The 22,193-nt window shown below is 64.5% G+C and carries 18 protein-coding genes and 1 pseudogene; 7 read left to right on the top strand and 12 right to left on the bottom strand.

Annotated features, from left to right (window positions below):
• Positions 1-182 precede the first annotated feature (182 nt).
• Both B9Z01_RS31110 and dalD read left to right on the top strand, forming a co-directional pair.
• Positions 183-1,292, top strand: coding sequence for an ABC transporter ATP-binding protein (locus B9Z01_RS31110; RefSeq protein ID WP_085489382.1), 1,110 nt, complete (start codon positions 183-185; stop codon positions 1,290-1,292).
• Between the two features lie 43 nt (positions 1,293-1,335).
• A complete protein-coding gene (dalD, locus tag B9Z01_RS31105; protein ID WP_085489381.1) occupies positions 1,336-2,760 on the top strand; it encodes a D-arabinitol 4-dehydrogenase in 1,425 nt (474 codons plus the stop codon).
• 164 nt (positions 2,761-2,924) lie between these two features.
• On the opposite strand, the gene B9Z01_RS31100 is transcribed toward dalD, so the two are convergent.
• The 11 genes and pseudogenes from B9Z01_RS31100 to B9Z01_RS31050 form a co-directional block, all read right to left on the bottom strand.
• Positions 2,925-3,950: an ABC transporter permease subunit gene (locus tag B9Z01_RS31100; RefSeq protein ID WP_085489380.1), complete on the bottom strand. Its 1,026-nt coding sequence runs from the start codon at positions 3,948-3,950 to the stop codon at positions 2,925-2,927.
• 50 nt (positions 3,951-4,000) lie between these two features.
• Positions 4,001-5,539, bottom strand: a complete 1,539-nt coding sequence (locus B9Z01_RS31095; protein WP_085489379.1) for a sugar ABC transporter ATP-binding protein — start codon at positions 5,537-5,539, stop codon at positions 4,001-4,003.
• A gap of 4 nt (positions 5,540-5,543) precedes the next feature.
• Positions 5,544-7,025: a mannitol dehydrogenase family protein gene (locus B9Z01_RS31090; protein ID WP_085489378.1), complete on the bottom strand. Its 1,482-nt coding sequence runs from the start codon at positions 7,023-7,025 to the stop codon at positions 5,544-5,546.
• Between the two features lie 67 nt (positions 7,026-7,092).
• Positions 7,093-8,052, bottom strand: a complete 960-nt coding sequence (locus B9Z01_RS31085; protein WP_085489377.1) for an ABC transporter substrate-binding protein — start codon at positions 8,050-8,052, stop codon at positions 7,093-7,095.
• A gap of 159 nt (positions 8,053-8,211) precedes the next feature.
• Positions 8,212-9,303, bottom strand: coding sequence for a LacI family DNA-binding transcriptional regulator (locus B9Z01_RS31080; RefSeq protein ID WP_167387595.1), 1,092 nt, complete (start codon positions 9,301-9,303; stop codon positions 8,212-8,214).
• A 217-nt stretch (positions 9,304-9,520) separates the two neighbouring features.
• Positions 9,521-10,297 (bottom strand): SDR family NAD(P)-dependent oxidoreductase, encoded by a 777-nt coding sequence (locus B9Z01_RS31075; RefSeq protein WP_085489375.1) that lies wholly within the window; start codon positions 10,295-10,297, stop codon positions 9,521-9,523.
• 100 nt (positions 10,298-10,397) lie between these two features.
• Positions 10,398-11,651: pseudogene (locus B9Z01_RS31070) on the bottom strand (ABC transporter substrate-binding protein); the annotation flags it as partial.
• Positions 11,652-11,771: 120 nt separating this feature from the next.
• Entirely contained in the window at positions 11,772-12,722 is a 951-nt protein-coding gene (locus B9Z01_RS31065) for an ROK family protein (protein WP_085489373.1), read from the bottom strand.
• Positions 12,719-13,537: an alpha/beta fold hydrolase gene (locus tag B9Z01_RS31060; protein ID WP_167387594.1), complete on the bottom strand. Its 819-nt coding sequence runs from the start codon at positions 13,535-13,537 to the stop codon at positions 12,719-12,721. The genes B9Z01_RS31065 and B9Z01_RS31060 overlap by 4 nt, the downstream gene beginning before the upstream one ends.
• Positions 13,534-14,367, bottom strand: coding sequence for a sugar phosphate isomerase/epimerase family protein (locus tag B9Z01_RS31055; RefSeq protein WP_085489371.1), 834 nt, complete (start codon positions 14,365-14,367; stop codon positions 13,534-13,536). Before B9Z01_RS31055 ends, B9Z01_RS31060 begins: the two co-directional genes overlap by 4 nt.
• The gene (locus B9Z01_RS31050; protein ID WP_244196197.1) at positions 14,367-15,440 is read right to left on the bottom strand and encodes a Gfo/Idh/MocA family protein; all 1,074 of its coding nucleotides are present in this window, start codon (positions 15,438-15,440) and stop codon (positions 14,367-14,369) included. The genes B9Z01_RS31055 and B9Z01_RS31050 overlap by 1 nt, the downstream gene beginning before the upstream one ends.
• Positions 15,441-15,627: 187 nt before the next feature.
• Here B9Z01_RS31050 and B9Z01_RS31045 point away from each other — a divergent pair, with 187 nt between their 5' ends.
• The 3 genes from B9Z01_RS31045 (at position 15,628) to B9Z01_RS31035 (ending at position 19,460) form a co-directional block, all read left to right on the top strand.
• Positions 15,628-17,121, top strand: coding sequence for an ROK family protein (locus B9Z01_RS31045; RefSeq protein ID WP_167387593.1), 1,494 nt, complete (start codon positions 15,628-15,630; stop codon positions 17,119-17,121).
• Between the two features lie 219 nt (positions 17,122-17,340).
• Positions 17,341-18,327 carry an aldo/keto reductase gene (locus tag B9Z01_RS31040; protein ID WP_085489368.1) on the top strand — a complete coding sequence of 329 codons (987 nt, stop codon included), beginning with the start codon at positions 17,341-17,343 and terminating at the stop codon, positions 18,325-18,327.
• Positions 18,328-18,548: 221 nt separating this feature from the next.
• Positions 18,549-19,460, top strand: a complete 912-nt coding sequence (locus B9Z01_RS31035; protein WP_244196196.1) for a LysR family transcriptional regulator — start codon at positions 18,549-18,551, stop codon at positions 19,458-19,460.
• 83 nt (positions 19,461-19,543) lie between these two features.
• Here the strand turns inward: B9Z01_RS31035 and B9Z01_RS31030 are convergent, their stop codons facing one another.
• Positions 19,544-20,476, bottom strand: a complete 933-nt coding sequence (locus B9Z01_RS31030; protein WP_085489367.1) for an AraC family transcriptional regulator — start codon at positions 20,474-20,476, stop codon at positions 19,544-19,546.
• A 101-nt stretch (positions 20,477-20,577) separates the two neighbouring features.
• Between B9Z01_RS31030 and B9Z01_RS31025 the strand changes: the two genes are divergently transcribed.
• Together B9Z01_RS31025 and B9Z01_RS31020 are read left to right on the top strand one after the other, a co-directional pair.
• A complete protein-coding gene (locus B9Z01_RS31025; RefSeq protein WP_085489366.1) occupies positions 20,578-21,327 on the top strand; it encodes an SDR family oxidoreductase in 750 nt (249 codons plus the stop codon).
• Between the two features lie 38 nt (positions 21,328-21,365).
• Entirely contained in the window at positions 21,366-22,124 is a 759-nt protein-coding gene (locus tag B9Z01_RS31020; RefSeq protein ID WP_085489365.1) for an SDR family oxidoreductase, read from the top strand.
• Positions 22,125-22,193: the final 69 nt, after the last annotated feature.

Below are 22,193 nucleotides of genomic sequence, written 5' to 3'. Positions count from 1 at the left end.
GATCGTCGGCTGGCTGTCGCAGAAGCAGCTCGTGCGCGGGCTCACGTTCGGGGCGGTCAAATGACGGCAGGCGCGGATACAGGCGCGGGTGTGAACATGGCGGCAGGCGTGGTGCTGCCGAACCAGCACTGATTGCGCGCCGCGCGGCAACGCGGCGCATCACCAACGAACGGAGACAAATCATGGCAAGCGTGCTCCTGCGCAACATCGCGAAGCGCTACGACGACAACGAAGTGCTGCGCAACGTGAACCTCGACATCGCCGACGGCGAATTCGTCGTGTTCGTCGGGCCGAGCGGTTGCGGCAAATCGACCCTGATGCGGATGATCGCAGGGCTCGAGGACATCTCGAGCGGCGACCTGCTGATCGACGGCGCGAGGGTCAACGACGTGCCGAGCGCGAAGCGCGGCATCGCCATGGTGTTCCAGTCGTATGCGCTGTATCCGCACATGACGCTGTACGACAACATGGCGTTCGGGCTGAAGCTCGCGGGTGCGAAAAAGCCCGAGATCGACCAGGCCGTGAAGCAGGCCGCGAAGATCCTGCACATCGATCACCTGCTCGAGCGCAAGCCGAAGCAGTTGTCGGGCGGTCAGCGGCAGCGCGTCGCGATCGGCCGCGCGATCACGAGAAAACCCAAGGTGTTCCTGTTCGACGAGCCGCTGTCGAACCTCGACGCCGCGCTGCGCGTGAAGATGCGCCTCGAATTCGCGCGTCTGCACGACGAGTTGAAGACGACGATGATCTACGTGACGCACGACCAGGTCGAGGCGATGACGCTGGCGGACAAGATCGTCGTGCTGTCGGGCGGCGCCGTGCAGCAGGTCGGCACGCCGAACGAGCTATACCACGCCCCCGCGAACCAGTTCGTCGCGGGCTTCATCGGCTCGCCGAAGATGAACTTCCTGAAGGGCACGGTCGAATCGGCCGACGCGGCCGGCGTGCTGGTGCGCTTCGACAGCGGCGACACGCAGCGCGTCGCAGTGGAAGCGGCGGGGCTGCAGCGCGGCGCGGCCGTGACGGTCGGTGTGAGACCCGAACACCTGAAGGTCGGCGCCGGGACGGCGGGAGTCGTCGCGAAGACGATGGCGGTCGAATCGCTCGGCGACTCCGCGTACCTGTACGCGGAGTCGGCCGTCGCGCCGGACGGGCTGATCGCGCGAATTCCGCCGCTCGACACGTACCGCACCGGCGAGGCGCTGGGCGTGCAGGCAAACGCCGAGCACTGCCACCTGTTCGACGAGCACGGCCAGGCATTCCGCCGGCTGAGCCCGCACGCGAAGGCTGCCTGATCCCGCACTGCGCGACTCTGTTTAACCCACACCCCAGGTTCTCATGAGCTCTCCGACTCACTCCGCCAATACCGGGCGGATCATTCTTCACATTGGCACGGGTTCATTCCACCGTGCGCATCAAGCCTGGTACTTGCACAGACTGCGCGAAAGCGGGAATGAGCATGCCCTCGATTGGTCCATCGCCGCCGGCAACATCAGAAGCGACATGAACCCGACACACGAGGCGCTTGCGGCACAGAACGGCATGTATACGCTCGAAACCGTGACGCCGGACGGCGTTCGCGCATACGAACACATTCGCTCCATCCAGCACGTATTGCCCTGGTCACCGGATCATGCGCCGCTCATCGAATGCGGTGCATCGCGTACATGCAGAATCATTTCGTTTACGGTCACCGAGAGCGGGTATTACCTCGACAGCCGCGACCGGCTCGATGTTTCCCATCCCGACATCGCAGCCGACCTCGACGGCGCTCGCACGACCATTTACGGAGTGCTCGCCGCGATCCTCGATGCACGACGCCGTGCCGACGGCGGGCCCGTCACGCTGCAATGCTGTGACAATCTGCGTCATAACGGCGAAAAATTTCGCGCTGGTTTCGCCGAATTCCTCGAACGACGCAACCTTGCCGAACTGAAGCGCTGGGTCGACGAGCATACGACGACCCCGAGCGCGATGGTCGACCGTATCACGCCGCGCCCGACACCCGACATTCGCCCTCACGTACTCGCCGCCACCGGCTTCGACGATCGATGTCCGGTGATGGGCGAGTCCTTTGCCCAGTGGGTGATCGAAGACGATTTCATCGCGGGAAGGCCCGCGTGGGAGTCGGCCGGCGCGGAGCTCGTCGATTCCGTGCTCCCCTACGAGGAAGCGAAGATCCGCATCCTGAACGCCACCCATAGCTGCATCGCGTGGGCCGGGACGCTGGCCGGATTCGAATACATTCACGAAGGCACGGGCGACGCGGAGATCGCCCGATTCGCCGGCGACTACATCACGCAGGATGTCATTCCGAGCCTGCTTCCCAGTCCGGTCGATCTTCCACGATATCGCGACGTCGTGCTCGAACGGTTCGGCAATCCGGACATCCGGGACACGAACGAGCGCGTCGCCGCCGACGGCTTCACGAAGCTGTCGGGATTCATCGTACCGACGCTACGCGACTGCTTCGCGCGCGGCGCATCGCCTTCGGCAACGGCGCTGCTGCCCGCGCTATTCCTGGCTTTTCTGGCACGCTGGGCCGACGGCACGCTGCGTATCCCGTACCGCGATAGTCTTCTGGATCATCAGGAAATCCGCGCAATGCTGGCTTCGGAAGACCCGGTCGCGGTCTTCTGCGCCGATCGACGCGTATGGGGCGAACTCGCGTCGGACAGCCGCCTCGTGGAAGCGGTGCGTACCGCAAGCCACTCCGTGAATCTATGGCTCGCGGCGCGGCACGGAGTGCATAACCGGAAGTGAACGCGCCGCCCTCGTCTCATGCTCTCATGCCCTCATGCAGATGCCTTCGGCGGGGGGCGGCGTTCGCCACATCGATATCGAGACGCTGTTTCACTGCGTGCCCAACCCTGTAGGGCTGCACGGCCAGAATCCGACCCGTGCGCCCTGCTGCTTCCCGACACCCATCACGTCCTTGCGCTGGCCGAACCGCGGAGATGATCGAGCGCGACCGCGCCGATGATGACCAGCCCCTTGATGATGAACTGCCAGGTATCGGATACGCCGATCAGGATCAGGCCGTTCGACAGCACCGCGATGATGAGCGCACCGATCAGCGTGCCCCAGATCGAACCGATACCGCCGACGAAGCTGGTCCCACCCAGAATGACGGCGGCAATCGCGTCGAGTTCATAGGACTGCCCCAGTTGCATGCCGTTCGCCGCATAGAGCCGCGCCGCGGACAACGCGCCGCCGAGCCCGGCGAGCAGACCCGACAGGCCATAGACGAACAGCGTGACCGCCCCAACCTTGATGCCGGCAAGCCGCGATGCCTCGGCGTTTCCGCCGACCGCATAGATGCGCATGCCCAACACCGTGCGACGCAGGATGAGCCAGGAAATCACGACCGTGGCGAGCGCGATGATGACGAGCAACGGCACGCCGAAGATCGTCCCGTTGCCGAGCACGGCGAACGGAAGGCTCGGGTTGAAGATCGTGTTGTCCTGGCCGAACAGGCGCGCGAGCCCGCGCACCGACGTCATCGTGCCGAGCGTCACGATGAAAGGCGGCAGGCGCAGGAAGGCGATCAGCGAACCGTTGACGAGGCCCAATGCCGCGCCGGCTGCAAGCGCAACGAAGAACCCCGCCATGCCCCACCCCGGCTCCAGCGACGTCAGGAGCGCCAGCATCGCGGAGGCGGCCAGCACGGAGCCGACCGACAGGTCGATGCCTCCGGTCAGGATCACGAACGTCATGCCGGCCGCGAGCACCGTGTTGATGGACGCTTGCTGAAGCACGACCGACAGGTTGTTCCAGGTCATCACGCGGCCATGCGCCCAGGACAGGCTGCCTGATTCGACGTAGCCCGAGAGTAGTTGAAACAGAACGGCGATGAGCACGAGAGCCGGCAGCATGCCGAGTCCCCGAAGCGCGCCGGTCACGGCGATCTTGTGTTGCGGCGTCTCGGCCGCGGGCGATTGAATCGAAGTCATGATGCCTTCCGTGCTGTGTTGAATCGTATCCGTGCCGATGGCAAATCGCGTCAGGCTGCGTCCGGTACGGCGGACGTGGCGATCGCCATGATGTTTTCCTGCGTGATTTGTCCGGACCCGGCCGCGCCGCCGACTTCGCCGGCAATCGCGCCTTCGCGCATGACGAGCACGCGATCGCAGATACCCACGATCTCCGGCAACTCCGACGAGATCACCGCCACGCCGACGCCATCGCGCGCGAGGCGATCGATCAGGCGGTAAATCTCGGACTTCGCGCCGATGTCGACGCCACGCGTCGGCTCGTCGAGAATCAGCACGCGCGGCTGTGTTTCGAGCAGGCGCGACAGCAGGACCTTCTGCTGGTTTCCGCCCGACAGGCCGCCCACCGGTACGGCCGGCGAAGCCGCACGAATGCCCGTTGCCTCGATCGCCGACGCCGTCCGCCGACGGGCCTTGCGCAGATTCAGAAAGCCGCCGGCCCGCGCATCGCGTGCGATCACACCGAGGTTGAGGTTCTCCGACACCGACATGTCGAGCATCAATCCCAACAGCTTCCGGTCCTCGGTCAGATAGGCGATGCCTGCGTTGATGGCGGACAGCGGCGAGCGGATGTCCGCCTCGCGGCCGTCGACCGAAATCGTGCCGCCGGTTCTGGGATCCGCGCCGTAGATCAATCTTGCAAGCTCCGTGCGCCCCGCTCCGACCAGGCCCGCGATGCCGAGCACTTCCCCTTCGCGTATGTCGAACGAACATGGATGGATGCGCCGGCCATCGGTCACGCCGCGCACGGACAGGATGGCCCGGCCTTGACTGCGATGCGCGTCGTGCACCTTCTTGTAGAAAGAGGACAGATCGCGGCCGACCATCATGCTCACCACGGCGTCCGGCGTGATCGCGCCGTGCTCGAGCGTGCCGGCATAGGCGCCGTCGCGCAGCACCGACACGCGATCCGAAAGCTCGTAGACCTCCTTCATCCGGTGGCTGATGTAGACGATCGCGAGCCCCTCCTGCCTCAGTTGGCGAACGAGTTCGAACAGCCGCTCGGTCTCGCGCTCGGACAGCGTGGTCGTCGGCTCGTCCATGATGAGCAGCCTCGATCGCGCATGGAGCGCGCGGGCGATCTCGACCAGCTGGCGCTCCGCGATCGACAGCGCCGCCACCTTGCAGTGCGCGGTGAAGCTGGCGCCGAGGCGTTGCAGAACGGTCCCGACGCCGGCCGCCATCGCATCGCGGTCGATCAGCGCGCCACGGCTCGGCTCGCGGCCAAGGTAGATGTTTTCGGCGACCGTGAGATTCGGCGCGAGCGCGAGTTCCTGATAGATGATCGCGATACCGAGCGCCTTGGCGGCCATCGGCCCATCGATCGTCACCGGACGGCCGTCGATCAGGATTTCCGAACCTTCGTCCGGCCGATGTGCGCCGGCAAGAATCTTCATCAGCGTCGACTTGCCGGCACCGTTCTCGCCCATCAGCGAATGGATCTCGCCCGCATTCACGCTGAGCGACACGCCCTTCAGCGCCCGGAACCGCCCGAAAGACTTGGAGACATTGCGAATCTCCAGAAGCGGTGGATTGTTCGCATTGTTCATCGGCTCACTCCTGAACCAGAATCTGCGTCAACGTCGCGGCGACGCCCTGCGCCGCAAGCCGTTCCGACATGTCCCGATACGCCGCCACGAAACGCGGGCTGCCGCGCAGGCCGAGTCCGCGAAATGCATCGATGTCGAGTACCGCCAGCGGATCGCCTTCGCGCAGCCGCGTCCAGTCCGCGGTGCCGATGTGCGGTTCGAACACGTCGAAGCGTTCGCCGCGATCGTCGACACCGCCGAGGTAGCGTCCGAACAACGCGATCAGGAACGCTTCGCGCGTCAGGTCGCCGTCGCCAGCGATCAGTTGCGCGATGGTCTTGCCGTGGAAGACGACGATCTTGGATGCGCCGTCGCCCGCGACGCGAAGCAACTGATCCTTGATCGCGGGATTGGCGAAGCGGGCGAGAACGCTCTCAGTGAACGCATCGACGGAATATCCGCTCGGCGGCTCGACCAGGGGACGCGCGTCGAGCGTCCAGAAGTTCTTGAGCAACCGGACGATCTCCGGGAAGCGCATGCCTTCGTCGACGAAGCGCGCGCCCATCAGCAGCGCGGGATAGCACATCAGCATGTGGGCGGCATTGGACAGCCGCCCCTTCACCGCGACATAAGCCGGAACCTCGTCGCTGAACACGACGCCGGCCAGTTCGAGCCGAGGGCGCCCGGCGCAAAAGCGGTCCTCGACGACCCAGCTCGTGTAGGTCTCGCAAGTCGCCGCAACGAGATCGTCGACGCCGGTCGCGGCGACCAGCCGCAAGCGCTCGCTTTCCGGCACCTGCGGCGCGATGCGGTCGACCATCGAATTCGGGAATGCGCCGTTCGCCTCGATCCAGTCCGCCAACGCCGGATCGACGATCTTCGCGAAGCTCACGACACAGTGGCGGGTCGTATCGCCGTTGCGCGGGAGATTGTCGCAAGACATCACCGTGAACGGCGGCAGCCCGGCATCGCGCCGGCGTCGCAGTGCGGCGACGATGTAGCCGAACACGGTGCGAGGCGCGCCGCCGGTCAGCTCCTCACGGATTTCCGGCGTGTCGAGCCGGAATTCCCCGCTTGCTTCGTCGAGGTTGTATCCGCCCTCGGTAATGGTCAACGACACGATGCGCGTAGCGGCATCGGCAAGACGCGCGAGTACCGCTTCCGGGTCGCGCGGCGCGTGCAGGTACTCGACCATTGCGCCGACCACGCGAGCCCGGCGCGGCGCATCCGGCGTCAGTTCGGTAACGGTATAGAGGTTGTCTTGCCGGCGATAAGCGTCGGCTTTCCCGTCGGCCGCGGCGCCGTCCATCAGGCCGACGCCGCAAATGCCCCAGTTTTCGTGTGCCGGATGATGCAGGCAGGCGTCGATCGCGATGGCCTGATGCACGCGATGGAAATTGCCGACACCGAAGTGCACGATTCCGGGACGCACGCGGCCGCGGTCATAGGTCGGCACGTCGACGTCCGGACCGAACGACGCCAATGTCCTGTTGCTGAGATTCGTCATGGAGAATTCGAAGAAAAGATCATCAGGGCCGGGCGCGCGAGAAGTCGCGCTGCGCGCCCGCCGGCGCTCAGTCGTCGTGCTTCGCGTTCCAGCCTTTGTACGCGCCGACATTGGCCCGGGTCACGAGACTGGACGGAACGAGAATCAGCGGTTTCTCGGGCTTCTTGCCGTTGATCAACCCGAGGCCGACTTCGACGGCGACCTTCGGTATCGAATAGAAATCCTGGCTTGCCGATGCCTCGATCATCGAGAAACCGGGGTCCTTCAGCGCTGCTTCGATATCGGGCGAGCCGTCCACCGACGTGATGAAGAAATCGCTGCGGTTCATCTGCCGCGCGGCCAGCGCCGTGCCGATTGCCTGAGGATCGTTGATGGTGAAGATCGCATCGATCTTCGGGAAGCGCGTCAGGTAACCCTGGGCAACCGCCATGCCGCCCTCGCGCGAGCCTTTGCCGTCCAGGTTGTCCGACAGCACCTTGATGCCCGGATATCGACCGAATACCTGCTTGCAGCCCGTGACGCGATCGATCACGGACGAGACTTGCGGGCCGTTTTCGATGATGACGTTACCTTTGCCCTTGAGCTTGTCGGCAATGTACTGACAGGAAATCCGCCCTGCCATCACGTTGTCGGTCGTCACGTTCGCGTCCGCCCCTTGCGCGGCTGTATCGAACGCAATGACCGGAATGCCGGCCGCATGCGCCTTCTTTATGGCGGGCGCAACCGCCTTCGGATCGCCCGGATTGAGCAGGATGAAATCGACTCCGGCCGCGATGAAATTGTCGATCTGGTTGAATTGCTTGCCGAGGTCATAGTCGTAGCTGACCGTCGTGACCTGGGCTCGCGGGTTCGCCTTGTGGATCAGACGCGCTGCCGTGTTGGACATGATGACGAAACCCGGATTGCCCAGGGATCCGACGGAAATTCCGACCGACTTCACTTCCTTGGCCGCGCACGGCGCCGCCGATGACAATGCAAGCATGGCGCCGGCCACGGCGCAGACCGTCAAACGATTGATGAGATTCATTGTGCTCCTCCATGATGAGATCGATCTCACAAATAGGCGACCGATCTTGTGAGATCGATCTCTTTTCCGGCGATATTTTCAGAGTCTTTCGTAACTGTCAATACGGAATGGCGAGGTATCGAGCACGCACAAAGGGCTGTGCGTACGCTTCGAGCCGAACTAGCGAGCCCGTTTCGCGTGTTTCGCTACCGATCGCCTATCGATGAGTTCGACGGGCAGCAGGATCTCCCCGGATCGGCCCTCGCCGCGGATTTCCCTGATCAATGCGCTCGCCGCCGCATGGCCGAGTTCGTAGACCGGACGCCTGACGACGGAAATCGCCGGCGCGATCGCGCGCGACCACGGGGTATCGTCGAAACTGACCAGCGAGACATCCTTGCCGACGGCAAGCCCCAGCTCGTCGCAAGCCGCCAGCACGCCGAAGGTCATTTCCTCGTTGGTCGCGAGGATCGCGGTGGCGGGCGTTTTGTGCGTCAGCAGCGCCAGCGCGCCCTCCCGCGCCTCTTCGATCGTGCTGCGGCAGTAGCGGATGGCGGGTTGGCGCGCGCGACGCGCATCGATTGCCTCCAGCGCACCCGCCACGCGTTCGTGCACGGTGGAAACGGCATCGTCAGGCTGCGGCGCTTGCGGGCCGCCTCGCGCCGCGGCGGTTGCCACCAGCAAGCCGATACGCGTATGTCCGCGTGCGAGGAAAAGCTCGACGGCCGCTCTCGCACCGCCCCGGTCGTCGGTGCAGACAACCGGCACGTGCAACTCTTCGACGCGGCGATCGAGCAGCACGAGCGGCTTGGCGAGTTCGCCTTCCTGTACGAGATGGTCGTAGCGGGTCGGCGACGACGGCACCACGATCAGACCATCGACGCGCTTCTCGACCAGCACGCGCACGGCGTCGATTTCCTTGGCGAGATCGTCGTCCGTGTTGAGCACCAGCGTCTGATAGCCCGCCTTCGCGGCCGTGTCGATGATGGCCCGCGTCGCATGACTGAAGAACGAGTTGCTGATGTCCGCGACGACGACGCCGATGGTCTGCGTGCGGCCCGCCCGCATTGCACGGGCCACGACGTTCGCGCTGTAGTTCAGCTCGCGCGCCGCGGCCAGCACACGTTCGCGCGTCTCGCCGCCGACGAAGCCGTAGCCTCCCAGCACGCGCGCCGCCGTGGCGCGCGAAACCTCGGCGCGGTGCGCGACGTCGATCAGGCGAGCCGGTCGCTCGCTTTGCCCCGCACCCTTCTTACCCGACCTGCTAGCCACGACGCTCCTTCGTTTTCGAGACCCATGAATGATTGAACGGATGCTACCAGATCGGCTCGAACACGAATCGCGCGCCACGGCCCGCCCGTTGCGATGCCTGCACAGCATCGGCGAGCCGCGAACGACGCCGGCATCCGTCACGCGCTCCGCGCTCGCCGTCTTCGTCAAATGCGGTCGCAGATGCATTGGGGCCGAGTAACGAGGCGATCGCATGCCATCACCACAGCGTGTAACCGCCGTCCGCCGCAACAATCGCGCCGGTCATCAGGCTCGACGCATCCGATGCGAGGAAGTGCACGATCGACGCAACTTCGTCGGGCTGGCCGACGCGCCCGCTGGGCGTATTCGACAGCCACGTCCGCGTCGTTTCGACGTCGGTCTTCAACGCATACGCGCTCATCGGCGTTTCGACAAAGCCGGGGGCGACGGCATTGACGCGGACGTTCCGATCCGCCCATTCCGCCGCGAGCGAACGCGTCATGTGATGAACACCCGCCTTCGACACGTTGTAGTGAACGTTCTTCTGCGGACGCGTCACGATATCGCCCGACATCGATCCGATATTGACGATCGCGCCGCCGCCTTGCGCGAGCATCACCGCGCCGAATGCCTTCGCACACCAGAACGTCCCGTTGAGGTTGACGTCCAGCACCAGCCGCCATTCGTCTTCGTCCGTTTCCTCGCCGCTCGACTGACGGCCGATCCCCGCGCAGTTGACGAGGATGTCGACCTTGCCGTGGCGCTCGCGGCAAGCGCGCGCAAACGCATCGACGGCGGCCGCCTGCGTCACGTCCAGCGGCGCGAACTCGACGCGCCCCTCGTCACCGCCTCGAATCTGCGCGCGCGCTCTCCGAAGGTTGGCTTCGCTCGCATCGGCAACGACGACGCGCGCCCCTGCCTCCAGCAGGGCCTGCGAACAGGCGAGCCCGATTCCGCTCGCGCCGCCCGTGACGACCGCGATCCGGCCGTCGAGCCGGTATTTTTCCAGGTACATACGATCGTTCCTCAAACACAAATGACGATGTGAGCCGTTCGAGACTCGGCGCGGGGAAATCTCCGCCCGAGCCTCGAACTGTGTTCCGATGATGCCGCGCTCACTTCTGGAGCCCGGCCTGGCGCACCGCGCGATCGGCCGCCGTGTTGCCGGCCTGAAGCGCCTGATCGACGCTCATCTGCCCGGCCAATGCGCCCGCGATACTCTGCCCGACGACCGCGCCGATCGACTGGAACTCAGGAATGCTAACGTACTGGATACCGGAATACGGAACCTTTTGCGCAGTTGCGTCGTTCGGGTCCGCAGTCTCGATAGATTTGAGCACGATGCTCGCGAATGGCGCGGCCTGCCGGTAGTCGGCACGCTCGTACGTCGACTTGCGGGTGCCGGGAGGCACAGAGGCCCATCCTTCATCCTTCGCCACCAGCTCGATGTACTGCTTCGACGTTGCCCATGCAACGAACTTCTGCGCGGCTTCGTGCGACTTCGACGAACTCGGCACCGCGAGCGCCCAGCCGCCGAGCCAATGCGAACCCTTCGGCGTATCGGCAATCGGCGCCAGCGCATAGCCGATCTTGCCTGCCACGCGCGATTGCGTCGTGTTGGACAGAAAACTGGCTGCCACAGTCGCGTCTACCCACATCGCGCACCGCCCCGACGCCATCAGCGTCAGGTTCTCGTTGAACCCGTTCGAACTGGCGCCGGGCGGCCCGTCCTTCCGGAGAAGGTCGACGTAGTAGCTCACCGCCTTCTTCCATTGCGGCGAGGTCAACTGTGCCCGCCAGTTTTCGTCGTACCAGCGCCCGCCGAACGTGTTGGCCACCGTCGACAGATACGCCATGTTCTCTCCCCATCCAGCCTTGCCGCGCAGGCACACGCCGTAGAGCCCTTTCGCGGGATCGTTCAGCTTGTCGGCGAAAGCGGCGATCTGCTGGTAGGTGGGCTGATCGGGCATCGTCAGCCCGTTCTCGGCGAACAGGTCCTTCCTGTAGTACGTCATCGTGCTCTCGACGTAGAACGGCAATGCGTACAGGTGCCCGCCGTCCGATAACGTGTCGCGCACCGTCTTGAACACGTCGTTCAGATCGTAGGCGGCCGGCATGTCGTCGAGCGGCACGAGCCAGCCGCGCCGGCCCCACAGCGGCGCTTCGTAGCTGGTCAGCATGACCGCGTCGAATTGACCGCCGTTCGTCGTGATATCGGTCGTCACGCGCTGGCGCAGAACGTTCTCTTCGAGCACGACCCAGTTCAGCTTGATGTCCGGGTTCGCCTTCTCGAACGCCGGCGACAGCTTCTTCAGCTCGATCATGTCCGGGTTGTTGACCGATGCGATCGTGATCGTGGCCGCCGACGCGCCGGCACCCATCGCCATCAATGCCAATGAACCCGATACCTTCCATGCGGACTTGCAGACACCTCTCCTCAAGCGGGCGGTGAAATCGCCCCTCTGCTTCGCGAGTTTCATCTTCGTCTCCTATCGTTCGATTGTCTGCTTCTGGTTTTCCGAAACGATGGACGACGCGCCGTACAGCACCGCGTCCCATCCATACTGGCACCAGCGCAGATCGAGTGGCCGCCCTGTCCGGGCAGCCGGTACGTAGCTGGCGATCAGCGCATGCAGCATTGCGCGCGGATAACCGGCCATCTCCACTACGCCACCGCCGATCAGGATCGTGGCCGGCGAAATCATGGCCGCCGCCATCCCGACCGCCAGCGCCTGATGGCGAACGAAATGCACGAGCGCTTCGTGCAAGGCTGGATCGGCTTCGGGCACGCTGAATACGCGTTCGATCGGCACGTCGAAGCGCCCGGCAATCTGCTTCAGCGCCCGGCCCGATGCATGGGTTTCCAGACAGTCCGGTTGTGAGCCGGCCTCAAGCGCCCCATCGGCAACGAACGGCATCAGCCCGATTTCAAGCGCCCAGCCCGCGCCACGAAACGGCTTGCCCCCGTCCATGAACGCCGCGCCAATGCCCGTGCCGAAGAAAATGCCGAGCACATGATCCGCATGCTGCGCGGCGCCCGCACGTGTTTCGCCCATCAGTGCGAGCACGGCGTCGCGCTCCAGCAAGACCCGGCAGCCCAGCCGGCTGCCGAGTTCCTTTCCAAGCCGCCTGCCGTTGAGACCGGCGACGTTTTCCGCGTGCAGGACGCGATCGTGATCCGTATCGATGAATCCCGGAACGGCGGCCACGACCGAGGCCGGTTTCAATCCGGCCTCGGCGGCAACCTCCGTCACGATCCGCGACAGCGCATCGATCGCATCGCCCGAGCGCAACGCGTCGGTCGGTACGTGTTTCCTGTACGCGAGCGGCCGTCCGTCCCGTACGTAACCGAACTTGATGTGGGTGCCGCCGATGTCGATCACCAGGATCGGGCCGCCTTCTTCGACTGCCGACGGGCGAGCAACCGGAAAAATCGTCATGCGTGCTCCCTCATCGGCGTCAGGAAGTCGCTCAGCGTCTGCCCGAACTCATCCACATATTGCCGGCGGCTGACCGTTTTCGACGTGATCCGGCGAAGCTCGGCGCCTGGAATCCACCCGGCCAGCGCAACGGCCGTCTCGAGCGGATGCACGTAGTCGTGATCGTTCGCAACGACCAGCGTCGGCAATGCGAGCCCGCCTATGTCGTCGCGCGAAACGCCCGGTCCCTGGGCAGGGATCCTGTCGAGCAGCGCGATCGTCGAGGCCGGATCGGGCCGCTCGAAGAAGCCGCGCATCGACGCCGCGTTGTCCGGAGAGATCCGCTCGATCTCGCGAAACCGGCTCGACGCTTCGAGATGCCGCCGTCCTTCGCTCGCACCATGCGCTTCGAGCAAACCCGCTACGTCGCGATAGATTCGCAGGCGCGCAGGTGCCGGCTCATCCGTCCATGCCGGCCGGGCGAGAATCAGCGCCGCCGCGCGCTCGCGTCGTGTCACGGCAAGCCGCAATGCGACCGCCGCGCCAAGCGAAATCCCGCCTAGAACAGCGCGCTCGATGCCTAGGTGATCGAGCAGCGCGATCGCATCGTCGGCGAACTGCGCGATGGAAATCGCGTCGACGTTACCGAGCGCCGACTCCCCATGGCCGCGGCATTCGAGCGTGATGCGGCGGATGCCTTCGAGCGGCGGCAACACTTCGGCGGGCTGGCTCTGATCCGCGCCGAGGCCGTGCTGCCAAAGAAACGGCACGCCACGCCCTGCGTCGACATAGGCGAGCCGGCAACCGTCGTCCGTTTCGAAAAACTCGCGCTTCACGATGTCCGGCTCCCGATGAGCGAGGCCAGGTAAGCGGCTACCTCGGGAGCGGCCGATTCGGCGAAGTTGTGCGCGATCAGCGGGCCGTCATACCCGGCGGCGCTCACACGTGCGACGAACGCAGGCAGGTCGACCGCACCCTTCCCAGCCGGAACGACGTTGCCACTCGCATCGATGTCTTTCGCATGCACGAGCAGCAGATTGCCGCCCAGCAGATCCGCCGCCTGAGCCACGATCTCATGCTGACGCGGCAGCACGTCCCGTGGCAGCAGGTTCGCCGCATCGAGAACGATGCCGAGACGCGGCGAATCCATTTCGTCGAGGATCCTTCGCGCGAGGACCGCATTCGCGACCACGTTAGCGGGCTCAGGTTCGATTCCCAGCGCGACACCGTACGTATCTGCAAGCCCAAGTGCGTGTTCCAGCTCGTCGCGCAGCGTCGCCCATGCTTGCCCGGATGCGTTATCGGGATGTGCGCGCCACATGTCCTCCGGATCGCGCGAACCGGTGCATAACGTGACCAGGGAAACGCCCATGTCGCGTGCGGCGCGGATCACGTTGGCCAATGCGCGCCGGTCGCGGGCGCGCCGCGTCGCATCCGGATGCGCCATGTTGTACGTGCCGGAAAGCGCGCTCAGTACCACGCCCTCACGGCGCGCGCCCTCCGCGACCGCGGCCGCCACGCCGTCGGGCAGCTCTGCCGGAAGGGAAGCGAGTCTGGCACAAGACAGATTGAATTGAACCGACGAGAAACCATCCCCCCGGATCCGGGCGAACAGTTCGCCCGGGAACCTTGCCGCATAGGTGCGCGCAAATACGCCTGGCGTCATCACAGTGCGCCTCCCGCGTCCGCCAATGCAACGGGCTTGCCCGTGCGAACCGATTGCGCGATCGCAACCATCGCGCGCATGGACGCAACGCCGTCGTCGATGCCGGCGCCGCGTGTCGGCGTGCCGTTCAGCGCGGCATCGGCGAAGCCCTCGAGCTGACGGCGATAGAAGTGTCCATCCGCGCCGAGCACGCGCGTCGTCGTCGCGTTGCTTTCGTGGAAAACTTCGACATCGCTCGACCGGTAGTACCAGGGGTTGTAGATCTTCGCGGCCACGCTGCCGTTTTCACCGTAGATCTGGAATCCTTCGTGCCAGTCCATGCGGACCGGAATGGTCAGATCGAGATGTCCGAGCGCGCCGCTTTCGAAATCGACATCGACGAACCAGCAATAGGCACCGAACCGCTCGCGCAGCCGTGCGTCGACAGAGCGGATCGGACCCGCCAGGTATCGTGCGAGATCGACCAGATGACTGCCATGCGCCAGCATGAAATACCGCTGCCTGTCCGCCTTCGGATCGCCAGCCGGACGAAGCACCCGCGTACCCCGCCGCGCGAGCGGCTGAATCGCATCCGTATTCGTGTAACGATGAGTCGAATCGCAGTACCAGGCTTTGAGCGCGAGCATGTCGCCCATTTCGTCTTGCACGAATGCCTTGGCCGACTCGATGCCCGGATCGAAGCGCAGCATGTGCCCGACCTGAAGCACCTTGCCGCTTCGCTTCACGGCCTCGGCAAGCGCTTCGACTTCATCTACCGACACGCCGATCGGCTTCTCGCAGAGCACGTGCTTGCCCGCCGCGATCGCTTTCATCGCGGCAGGCACGTGAAAGGCATCGGAAGTCGCGATCACGACGGCTTCGATCGCGGGATCCGCAAGCATCGTGTCGTAGTCCTGATAAATGCGCTCCGCCTCGTAGAACTCACCGAAATGGCGCGCCAGGCCTTCGTCGACGTCGCACACCGCGTGCAGCACCGCGTTGCCCGCTTTCTGGACTGACTCGAAGTGCGCAAACTGGGAAATTGGCCCGCATCCGAGTACCCCCACCCTCAATTGCCGATCATCCTTGCTCACGAAGCTCTCCATTCGTTTCGAAACAACACGGCGGACACGACCCGGACCGCGTGCATCGCTGGTCCGCCGTAGATATGTTTGCAGTCTAAACAAACAAATAGGACAATCAATGCGTGATTACACGTCATTTACGTGCAATGAATGCATATAGGATGCATATCGAATGCATCATTTGAAGGGACACGATATGGAATGGCAAGATTCGCTTCGCGAGGCGATTTCCGGCGTTCAGGCCCGTACGAAAGCCGCGCGGCTGCGCCTCGTGATGCCTGAGATAGAACAACGCCTTGTGGACGGCGCGCGTCTCTTCGACATAGTCGAAGCCTTGAATGCAAACGGACTGCCAATCACGGTAGCCACCCTGAAAAGCTATCTGTATCGTTTCCGCAAAACGCGCCGCGAGCATCTCCCGGACAGCAACGAGCGCATCCCGATGCCAGCGGAGCGCAGCGAACGAGCACGGAGCGCCGACGAATTACCGCCATCCGCTCTCCAGATTGGCGAAGGCGCGGCAGCTACCTCGGTCCTGCTTCGTCACATCAATACCGTCAGGTGCCTCAGGATGCTGCGTCGCGGAGCGACGTTCAGCCGCGCCGACCTCGCGCGGGAACTCAATCTGACGCGCGCGACGATCGGGCATGCCGTCAAGGAGCTGATCGATTCGGGTCTCGTCGTCGAGTCCGCTGCCCGGCTCGACGACGGTCGTCCTGGTCGGCCCGGAGCGGGCATCCGTCTCGATCCGCAAGGCGCGTACGCAATCGGAATCGACGTATCGAGCATCTCGCTCACCGCGGTTCTGGTCGACCTGAATATGCGCATCGTGTACAGAATCGTCGAACCGGTCGAACCCGCTTCGAAGACGCCCGATTCCGCGATTGACCAGATCGGCCGGCTCCCCGGTCGCATCGTTGCCGCAGCGGGGATCGACCCGACCCGGCTACAGGGCGTATGCGTTTCCATTCCCGGCCTCGTCGACCGTAGCGGTCGCGTGGTTGTCGCGCCGTTCCTCGGCTGGCGCGACGTTCCGTTGAAGCAGCGTCTGTCGTTGCGCGACGATCTGCCGTGGCCGATTTCAATCTGCAACGACGCGGTCGCATTCGCCAACGCGGAATGCGCGATGGCCGACGAACGCGAAGCGCAGAACATGCTGCTGATGCTGCTTGCCGAAGGGCTAGGCGGCGCGATCGTGCAGAGCGGCCGCATCATCGAAGGCGCGCATGGTTACGCGGGAGAACTCGGACATATGGTGATGGGCTGCGGACCGGATGCCGTCGGCACCCAAACTTTCGAACTGCTCGCGGGATACGAGCGTTTCCGTGCGTTTCTCCCGCGCAACCGCTCCTATGCCGACGGACTGCAGTGGCTCGCCAAAGAGGGACGCCGCGCGGCGACGAAGGAACTCGAACAGGCTTTCGACGCATGGGCGAAAGTGCTGGCGACCGGCATGCTCAATCTGATCTATTTGCTCGATCCGGACAGGATCGTGCTGGGCGGCCCGTTGAGCGTGCTGTTCCCGCACGTCGAAGCCAAAGTCGAAAACCTGCTCTCGGCTCATCTGTTGCATGGCTTCGAGCCGCCCCCCATCACCGTGACGCGCTTCGGCGCCGACGGCGCGGCGATCGGGGCGGCATCGATCGTGCATGATCGGCTCTTTGCGCTGCCGCGGCTTGCACGTGCGTAGCGCGCCGCCCTCGCGACACCCGCCAGCATCCGGCAACGACTCCACGGCCCCTCCGCCGGCTTCGTCCCCGCAGGCGCACGCATTCCTCGCGATGGAGATGTCGGCGAATCCATTCACACCGCACTCGCACCAAAGAATTGTGCAAAAGATCAAGAGTATTGGTCTAACACCTCTTTGACGCGCGTGCCATTGTAGACAGACGGCCATCAAGGAGGGCATATGCTGAACACGCGCAAGCTTGGACGTGAAGGACTCGTCGTTTCGGAGATTGGGCTGGGGTGCATGGGGATGTCCTATGCATACGGCACACCCGATGACGCGGAGTCGATCGCCACGATCCATCGGGCGATCGAACTGGGTTGCACATTCCTCGATACGGCAGAGGTCTATGGCCCTTTCGCCAACGAAGAACTGCTCGGACGCGCGCTGAAAGGGCGTCGTCATGAAGTCACGATCGCGACCAAATTCGGCTTCAGGTTCGAGAACGGGGTGCGCGGTCTCGACAGCCGCCCCGAACATATCAAGGAGGTGATCGACGCGTCGCTGGTCCGGTTGCAGACCGATCACATCGATCTGCTCTATCAGCATCGCGTGGATCCCGCCGTGCCGATCGAGGACGTTGCGGGCGCGGTCAAGGACGCCATCGCCGCGGGCAAGGTTCGCTATTTCGGCTTGTCCGAAGCCAGTGTCGACACCATCCGGCGCGCACACGCCGTGCAACCCGTTTCAGCCGTGCAGAGCGAGTATTCGCTCTTTGAGCGCGGCGTCGAAGACAAGGTCTTGCCGGCCCTGCGTGAACTTGGCATCGGCTTTGTTCCCTACAGCCCGCTCGGCCGGGGTTTCCTGACCGGCATGAGCAAGCGGGCGGAGGAGCTTCCCGCCGACGATTGGCGAGCAGCCAATGATCCGCGCATACAGGGCAGCAACTTCGACGCCAACGTCAAGCTCGCGGATTTCGTCAAAGCACTTGCGAACGGGAAGTCTGCGACACCCGGCCAGATTGCGCTCGCGTGGCTGCTGCAGCAAGGTGATGATCTGGTGCCGATTCCCGGCACCAAACGGCGCAAATACCTCGAAGAAAACCTCGGCGCGGCTTCAGTCCGTCTGACGCCGGCGGATCTGGATAGCATCAGTGCGTTCCTTGCGGAACACCAGCCCGCTGGCCCACGTTACCTGCCAGCCATGCTGTCTCTGCTTGAGCGCTAGTGGTGCTTGCGGGATCAGACGCGATACCCCGCCTTTGGCGCCTCCTGCGCCAACGCCCAGCCAAGGCCGTTCGAACAACCCGTGATGAGCCGGTTTCCGCTTCATCGCCCTACGCGCGGGGCACGACGAACCGGTCCGTCGCCGCGCGTCATGCCGCAGCGCCTTGATCTCATGGCAGAGGCGACTATTCTTTCGATCATCCAGAATAATTCGCATGCGCCATGCAACCCAGTCGAACGATCGCAAGAAAAAGTCTCGACGATCTCTCCGCCTTCGCCCTTGTTGCCCGCACGCGCAGCTTCACGCGTGCGGCGGCCGATCTCGGCGTTTCGAACTCGATGCTCAGCTACACGATCAAGCGGCTCGAAGAGCGGCTCGGAATCGTGCTGCTTCGGCGTACGAGCCGCAGCGTGGCGCCCACCGAGGCGGGCGAGCATCTGCTGCGGACGCTCGAGCCCGCATTGGCAGCGATCGACGACACGTTGAGCGGTCTGCGCCAGGAACGCGACAGCGTGTCCGGCACACTGCGCATCACCGCGACACGGCAAGCCTATGAGGCAGCGGTTCGGCCGGTGCTGCCGCGGTTCTGCGCGGCGTACCCGGATGCGACAGTTGAAGTGATCGTCGACTTCGGCTTGCGCGACATCGTCGCGGATGGCTTCGACGCCGGCATCCGGTTAGGGGAAAAGCTGCAGAAGGACATGGTCGCGCGGCGCATCGGCCCGGATCTGCGGATGGCCGTGGTGGCATCCCCGGCGTATCTGGAACGGTATCCGGCGCCCGGCATTCCCGAGGACCTGTCGCAACACCGATGCATCAATTACCGCATGGTCACTGCGCACACGCTGTATGCATGGGAATTCGAACGGGATGGCCGCGAACTGAGAGTCAGTCTGGAAGGGCCGCTGACCTTCAACGATCCGGGCATGATGCTCGATGCCGCAGCAGAGGGGCTCGGCGTAGCTTACGTGCTTGAGCATGAAGCGGCGAGCCTGCTGGCGTCGGGCCGGCTCGTCAGACTGCTGGAGGACTGGACGCCGCCGTTCCCCGGATTCTTTCTGTATTACCCGTCTCGCAAGCAGGTTTCTCCAGTGCTGTCGGCATTTCTGAAGCTGTTTCGCGAGCCGCTGTGATCGCGGTTCCCATGTGTGGCTGGCCGCGATCAGGAACGCAGCGGCGTTGGCTGGACACCAGTTCGCGACGTGGCGGCGAAGGCTCAGCCATGCACGTCGCCGTAGTCATTCGGGTTCTGGACAATGCACTCGCGCGCATACTGCGTCGGCGGCCGCCCGACGTGCCGTGTGAAGGCGACGCTGAAGGTGCTGGCGGAACTGTATCCGACGCGCTGCGCAATCTCGGCGACACGGCCAGCGTTTCGGGATAGCAGGTCCTTCGCGATCGCCATTCGCCAGTTGAGCAGGTATTCCATCGGCGCGACGCCGACCGCGCGGCTAAAACGCTCGAAAAACGTGGAACGCGAAAGCGCGGCCTCCCTGGCGAGTTCGGCAACCGTCCACGCGCGCGTCGGGTGTTCGTGCATCCCGCGGATCGCGGCTGCAAGACGGCCGTCGGCAAGCCCGCGCACCAGTCCGGGTGACGCGTTGGTGCCCGCAGCGAAGCGCAGTGCCTCGATGAGCAGTACTTCCAGCAGCCGCGAGAGCACGATCTCGCGAGCGGGCCGCTGCTCGCGCGACTCCTCACGCACGAGTTGCACGAGCGTGGCCAGCCGCTGTTCCCCGCGCACGTGCACGAATTGCGGCAGCAAAGAGACCAGCAGCGAGGCATCCGGCGAACCGAAGCTGCAATGTCCGGCCATCACGCGCGCATCGATCGGGTTGTCTTCATCGCCGATTCTGTACTCACCGTTGCCCAGCGCAACAGGCGCCCGCGACTCGATGCCCGGCGGCGCGCCGAGGCTGGACATCGCGACGCCGTAGGCCGCTGGTATCAGGATGAAGTCGCCCGACAGGAGCTCGATCGGCGCGTGTCCATCGATCGCGATGCAGCACCCGCCCTCGAGGACGACGCAATAGAACGGCTGGCCGGCATCGGAGCGGCTGATCCGCCACGGGCTCGCGCCGAAGACCAGCTTCGAGAATCGGGCGCCCGGTTGCAGCAGCATGACCACTTCCGCCAAAGGGTCGATCATCGTCGGACTCCTGCAAACGAAATTCGGATCTCTGATTGTAGCAAGTACGGTTTAGGCCATCTATCGTAAGAGCACTCCCTTATCACGTAACAGGAACGCTCATGAAAACCGTGCTGATCACCGGCTGCTCTTCCGGCTTCGGCCTCGAAATCGCCCGTTACTTCCTCGCCCGCGACTGGCGCGTCGTCGCCACCATGCGCACGCCGCGCGCCGACGTGCTGCCGCCTTCGGACCACCTGCGCGTGTTGGCGCTCGACGTCACGGACCCGGCAAGCATCCGCAACGCCGTCGAAGCCGCGGGCCCGATCGATGTCCTCGTCAACAACGCGGGCTTCGGCGCAGCCTCCCCGGTAGAACTCACCCCGGCCGCAACGGTGCGCGAGGTCTTCGAGACCAACACCTTCGGCACGATCGCCTTGACGCAGGCGGTGCTGCCCCAGTTTCGGCAGCGCAGGGCCGGCGTGATCGTAAACGTCACGTCGAGCGTGACGCTGAAGGCTCTGCCCCTGATCGCCGCATACCACGCGAGCAAGGCAGCGGTGAACGCGTTCACCGAGTCGTTGGCGCTGGAGCTCGAGCCGTTCGGCGTGCGGGCGTGCCTGGTGCTGCCGGGCCGCTCGCCCGAGACCCGCTTCGCAGAGAACGGGCGCGCGCGCATGGCCGGCCTCGACCACGAAGCGTATGCCGATCTCGTCAAGAACCTCTTCGCGAGGCTGGGTGATCCGTCTGCGCCGATCACCCGGACACAGGACGTCGCCGAAGCCGTGTGGCGCGCGGCGACCGACCCTTCATCACCGGTGCGCATCCCGGCCGGCGCCGACGCGATAGCGTGGGCGGCCGAGGTTCGCTGACCGACCGGCACCACCGCCGGGACAACAAGGAGATTGCCATGCAGGACAAACCCGTCGCCCTGGTCACCGGGGCGAATCAAGGAATCGGTCTTCAGATTGCCAAGGATCTCGCGGCACACGGCTTCACTGTGCTGGTCGGATCGCGCAATGCCGAGCGCGGCGAAGCCGCGGCCAAAGAAGTGGGGGCAGGCGCCTGCGCACTTCAGCTCGACGTGACGGATCAGGCTTCGATCACGGCCGCGGCGGAGCGCGTGGGCCACGAGTTTGGCCGCCTCGATGTACTGATCCAGAACGCGGCCATTTCGAATACGAAAAGACTGCCCGGTCAGTCCATCGAGGAGTACGCGAAGACAACCCGCCCGAGCAACGTGTCGCTCGATGAAATGCGCGCGGTGTGGGACACCAACGTATTCGGCGTCCTCGCCGTTTATCAGGCGATGCTGCCGCTCCTGCGCAAGGCGCCGGCAGCCCGCATCGTCAACGTATCGAGTGGCGTTGGGTCGCTTACGGTGAACTCGGACCCAGCCTTTGCCTACCGCCCGATCTTCGGCCCCGTCTACCCTGCGTCCAAGACGGCCCTCAATGCTTTGACAGTCGCCATGGCGATGGAGCTGGAGCCGGAGGGAATCAAGGTCAACGCTGTCTCCCCGGGCTTTACCAAAACGAACCTCAACGGTTATGCGGGCACGGACAGCGTCGAAGCGGGCGCTCGCGAGGCGGTGCGCGTCGCGCTGCTGGGCCCGGACGGCCCCACAGGAACGTTCACGCGCTGGGAAAACGAAACGATCCCGTGGTGAAGTCACGATCGACCGTGCAGGGCTCGTAGCCCTTTGCGGCGTACGGGTTAATGGCGGTTCCGGCCGGGG

The sequence above is a fragment of the Paraburkholderia susongensis genome (assembly GCF_900177725.1).
In the GTDB taxonomy this organism is placed as follows: Bacteria; Pseudomonadota; Gammaproteobacteria; order Burkholderiales; family Burkholderiaceae; genus Paraburkholderia; species Paraburkholderia susongensis.
This window is presented reverse-complemented; position numbering and strand designations above follow the sequence as displayed.

Excerpts from the sequence above, each read along its gene's own strand:
- B9Z01_RS31110 (WP_085489382.1), top strand. The coding sequence starts at position 183 with ATGGCAAGCGTGCTCCTGCGCAACATCGCGAAGCGCTACGACGACAAC.
- dalD (WP_085489381.1), top strand. The coding sequence starts at position 1,336 with ATGAGCTCTCCGACTCACTCCGCCAATACCGGGCGGATCATTCTTCAC.
- B9Z01_RS31100 (WP_085489380.1), bottom strand. The coding sequence starts at position 3,950 with ATGACTTCGATTCAATCGCCCGCGGCCGAGACGCCGCAACACAAGATC.
- B9Z01_RS31095 (WP_085489379.1), bottom strand. The coding sequence starts at position 5,539 with ATGAACAATGCGAACAATCCACCGCTTCTGGAGATTCGCAATGTCTCC.
- B9Z01_RS31090 (WP_085489378.1), bottom strand. The coding sequence starts at position 7,025 with ATGACGAATCTCAGCAACAGGACATTGGCGTCGTTCGGTCCGGACGTC.
- B9Z01_RS31085 (WP_085489377.1), bottom strand. The coding sequence starts at position 8,052 with ATGAATCTCATCAATCGTTTGACGGTCTGCGCCGTGGCCGGCGCCATG.
- B9Z01_RS31075 (WP_085489375.1), bottom strand. The coding sequence starts at position 10,297 with ATGTACCTGGAAAAATACCGGCTCGACGGCCGGATCGCGGTCGTCACG.
- B9Z01_RS31065 (WP_085489373.1), bottom strand. The coding sequence starts at position 12,722 with ATGACGATTTTTCCGGTTGCTCGCCCGTCGGCAGTCGAAGAAGGCGGC.
- B9Z01_RS31055 (WP_085489371.1), bottom strand. The coding sequence starts at position 14,367 with ATGACGCCAGGCGTATTTGCGCGCACCTATGCGGCAAGGTTCCCGGGC.
- B9Z01_RS31045 (WP_167387593.1), top strand. The coding sequence starts at position 15,628 with ATGGAATGGCAAGATTCGCTTCGCGAGGCGATTTCCGGCGTTCAGGCC.
- B9Z01_RS31040 (WP_085489368.1), top strand. The coding sequence starts at position 17,341 with ATGCTGAACACGCGCAAGCTTGGACGTGAAGGACTCGTCGTTTCGGAG.
- B9Z01_RS31035 (WP_244196196.1), top strand. The coding sequence starts at position 18,549 with ATGCAACCCAGTCGAACGATCGCAAGAAAAAGTCTCGACGATCTCTCC.
- B9Z01_RS31030 (WP_085489367.1), bottom strand. The coding sequence starts at position 20,476 with ATGATCGACCCTTTGGCGGAAGTGGTCATGCTGCTGCAACCGGGCGCC.
- B9Z01_RS31025 (WP_085489366.1), top strand. The coding sequence starts at position 20,578 with ATGAAAACCGTGCTGATCACCGGCTGCTCTTCCGGCTTCGGCCTCGAA.
- B9Z01_RS31020 (WP_085489365.1), top strand. The coding sequence starts at position 21,366 with ATGCAGGACAAACCCGTCGCCCTGGTCACCGGGGCGAATCAAGGAATC.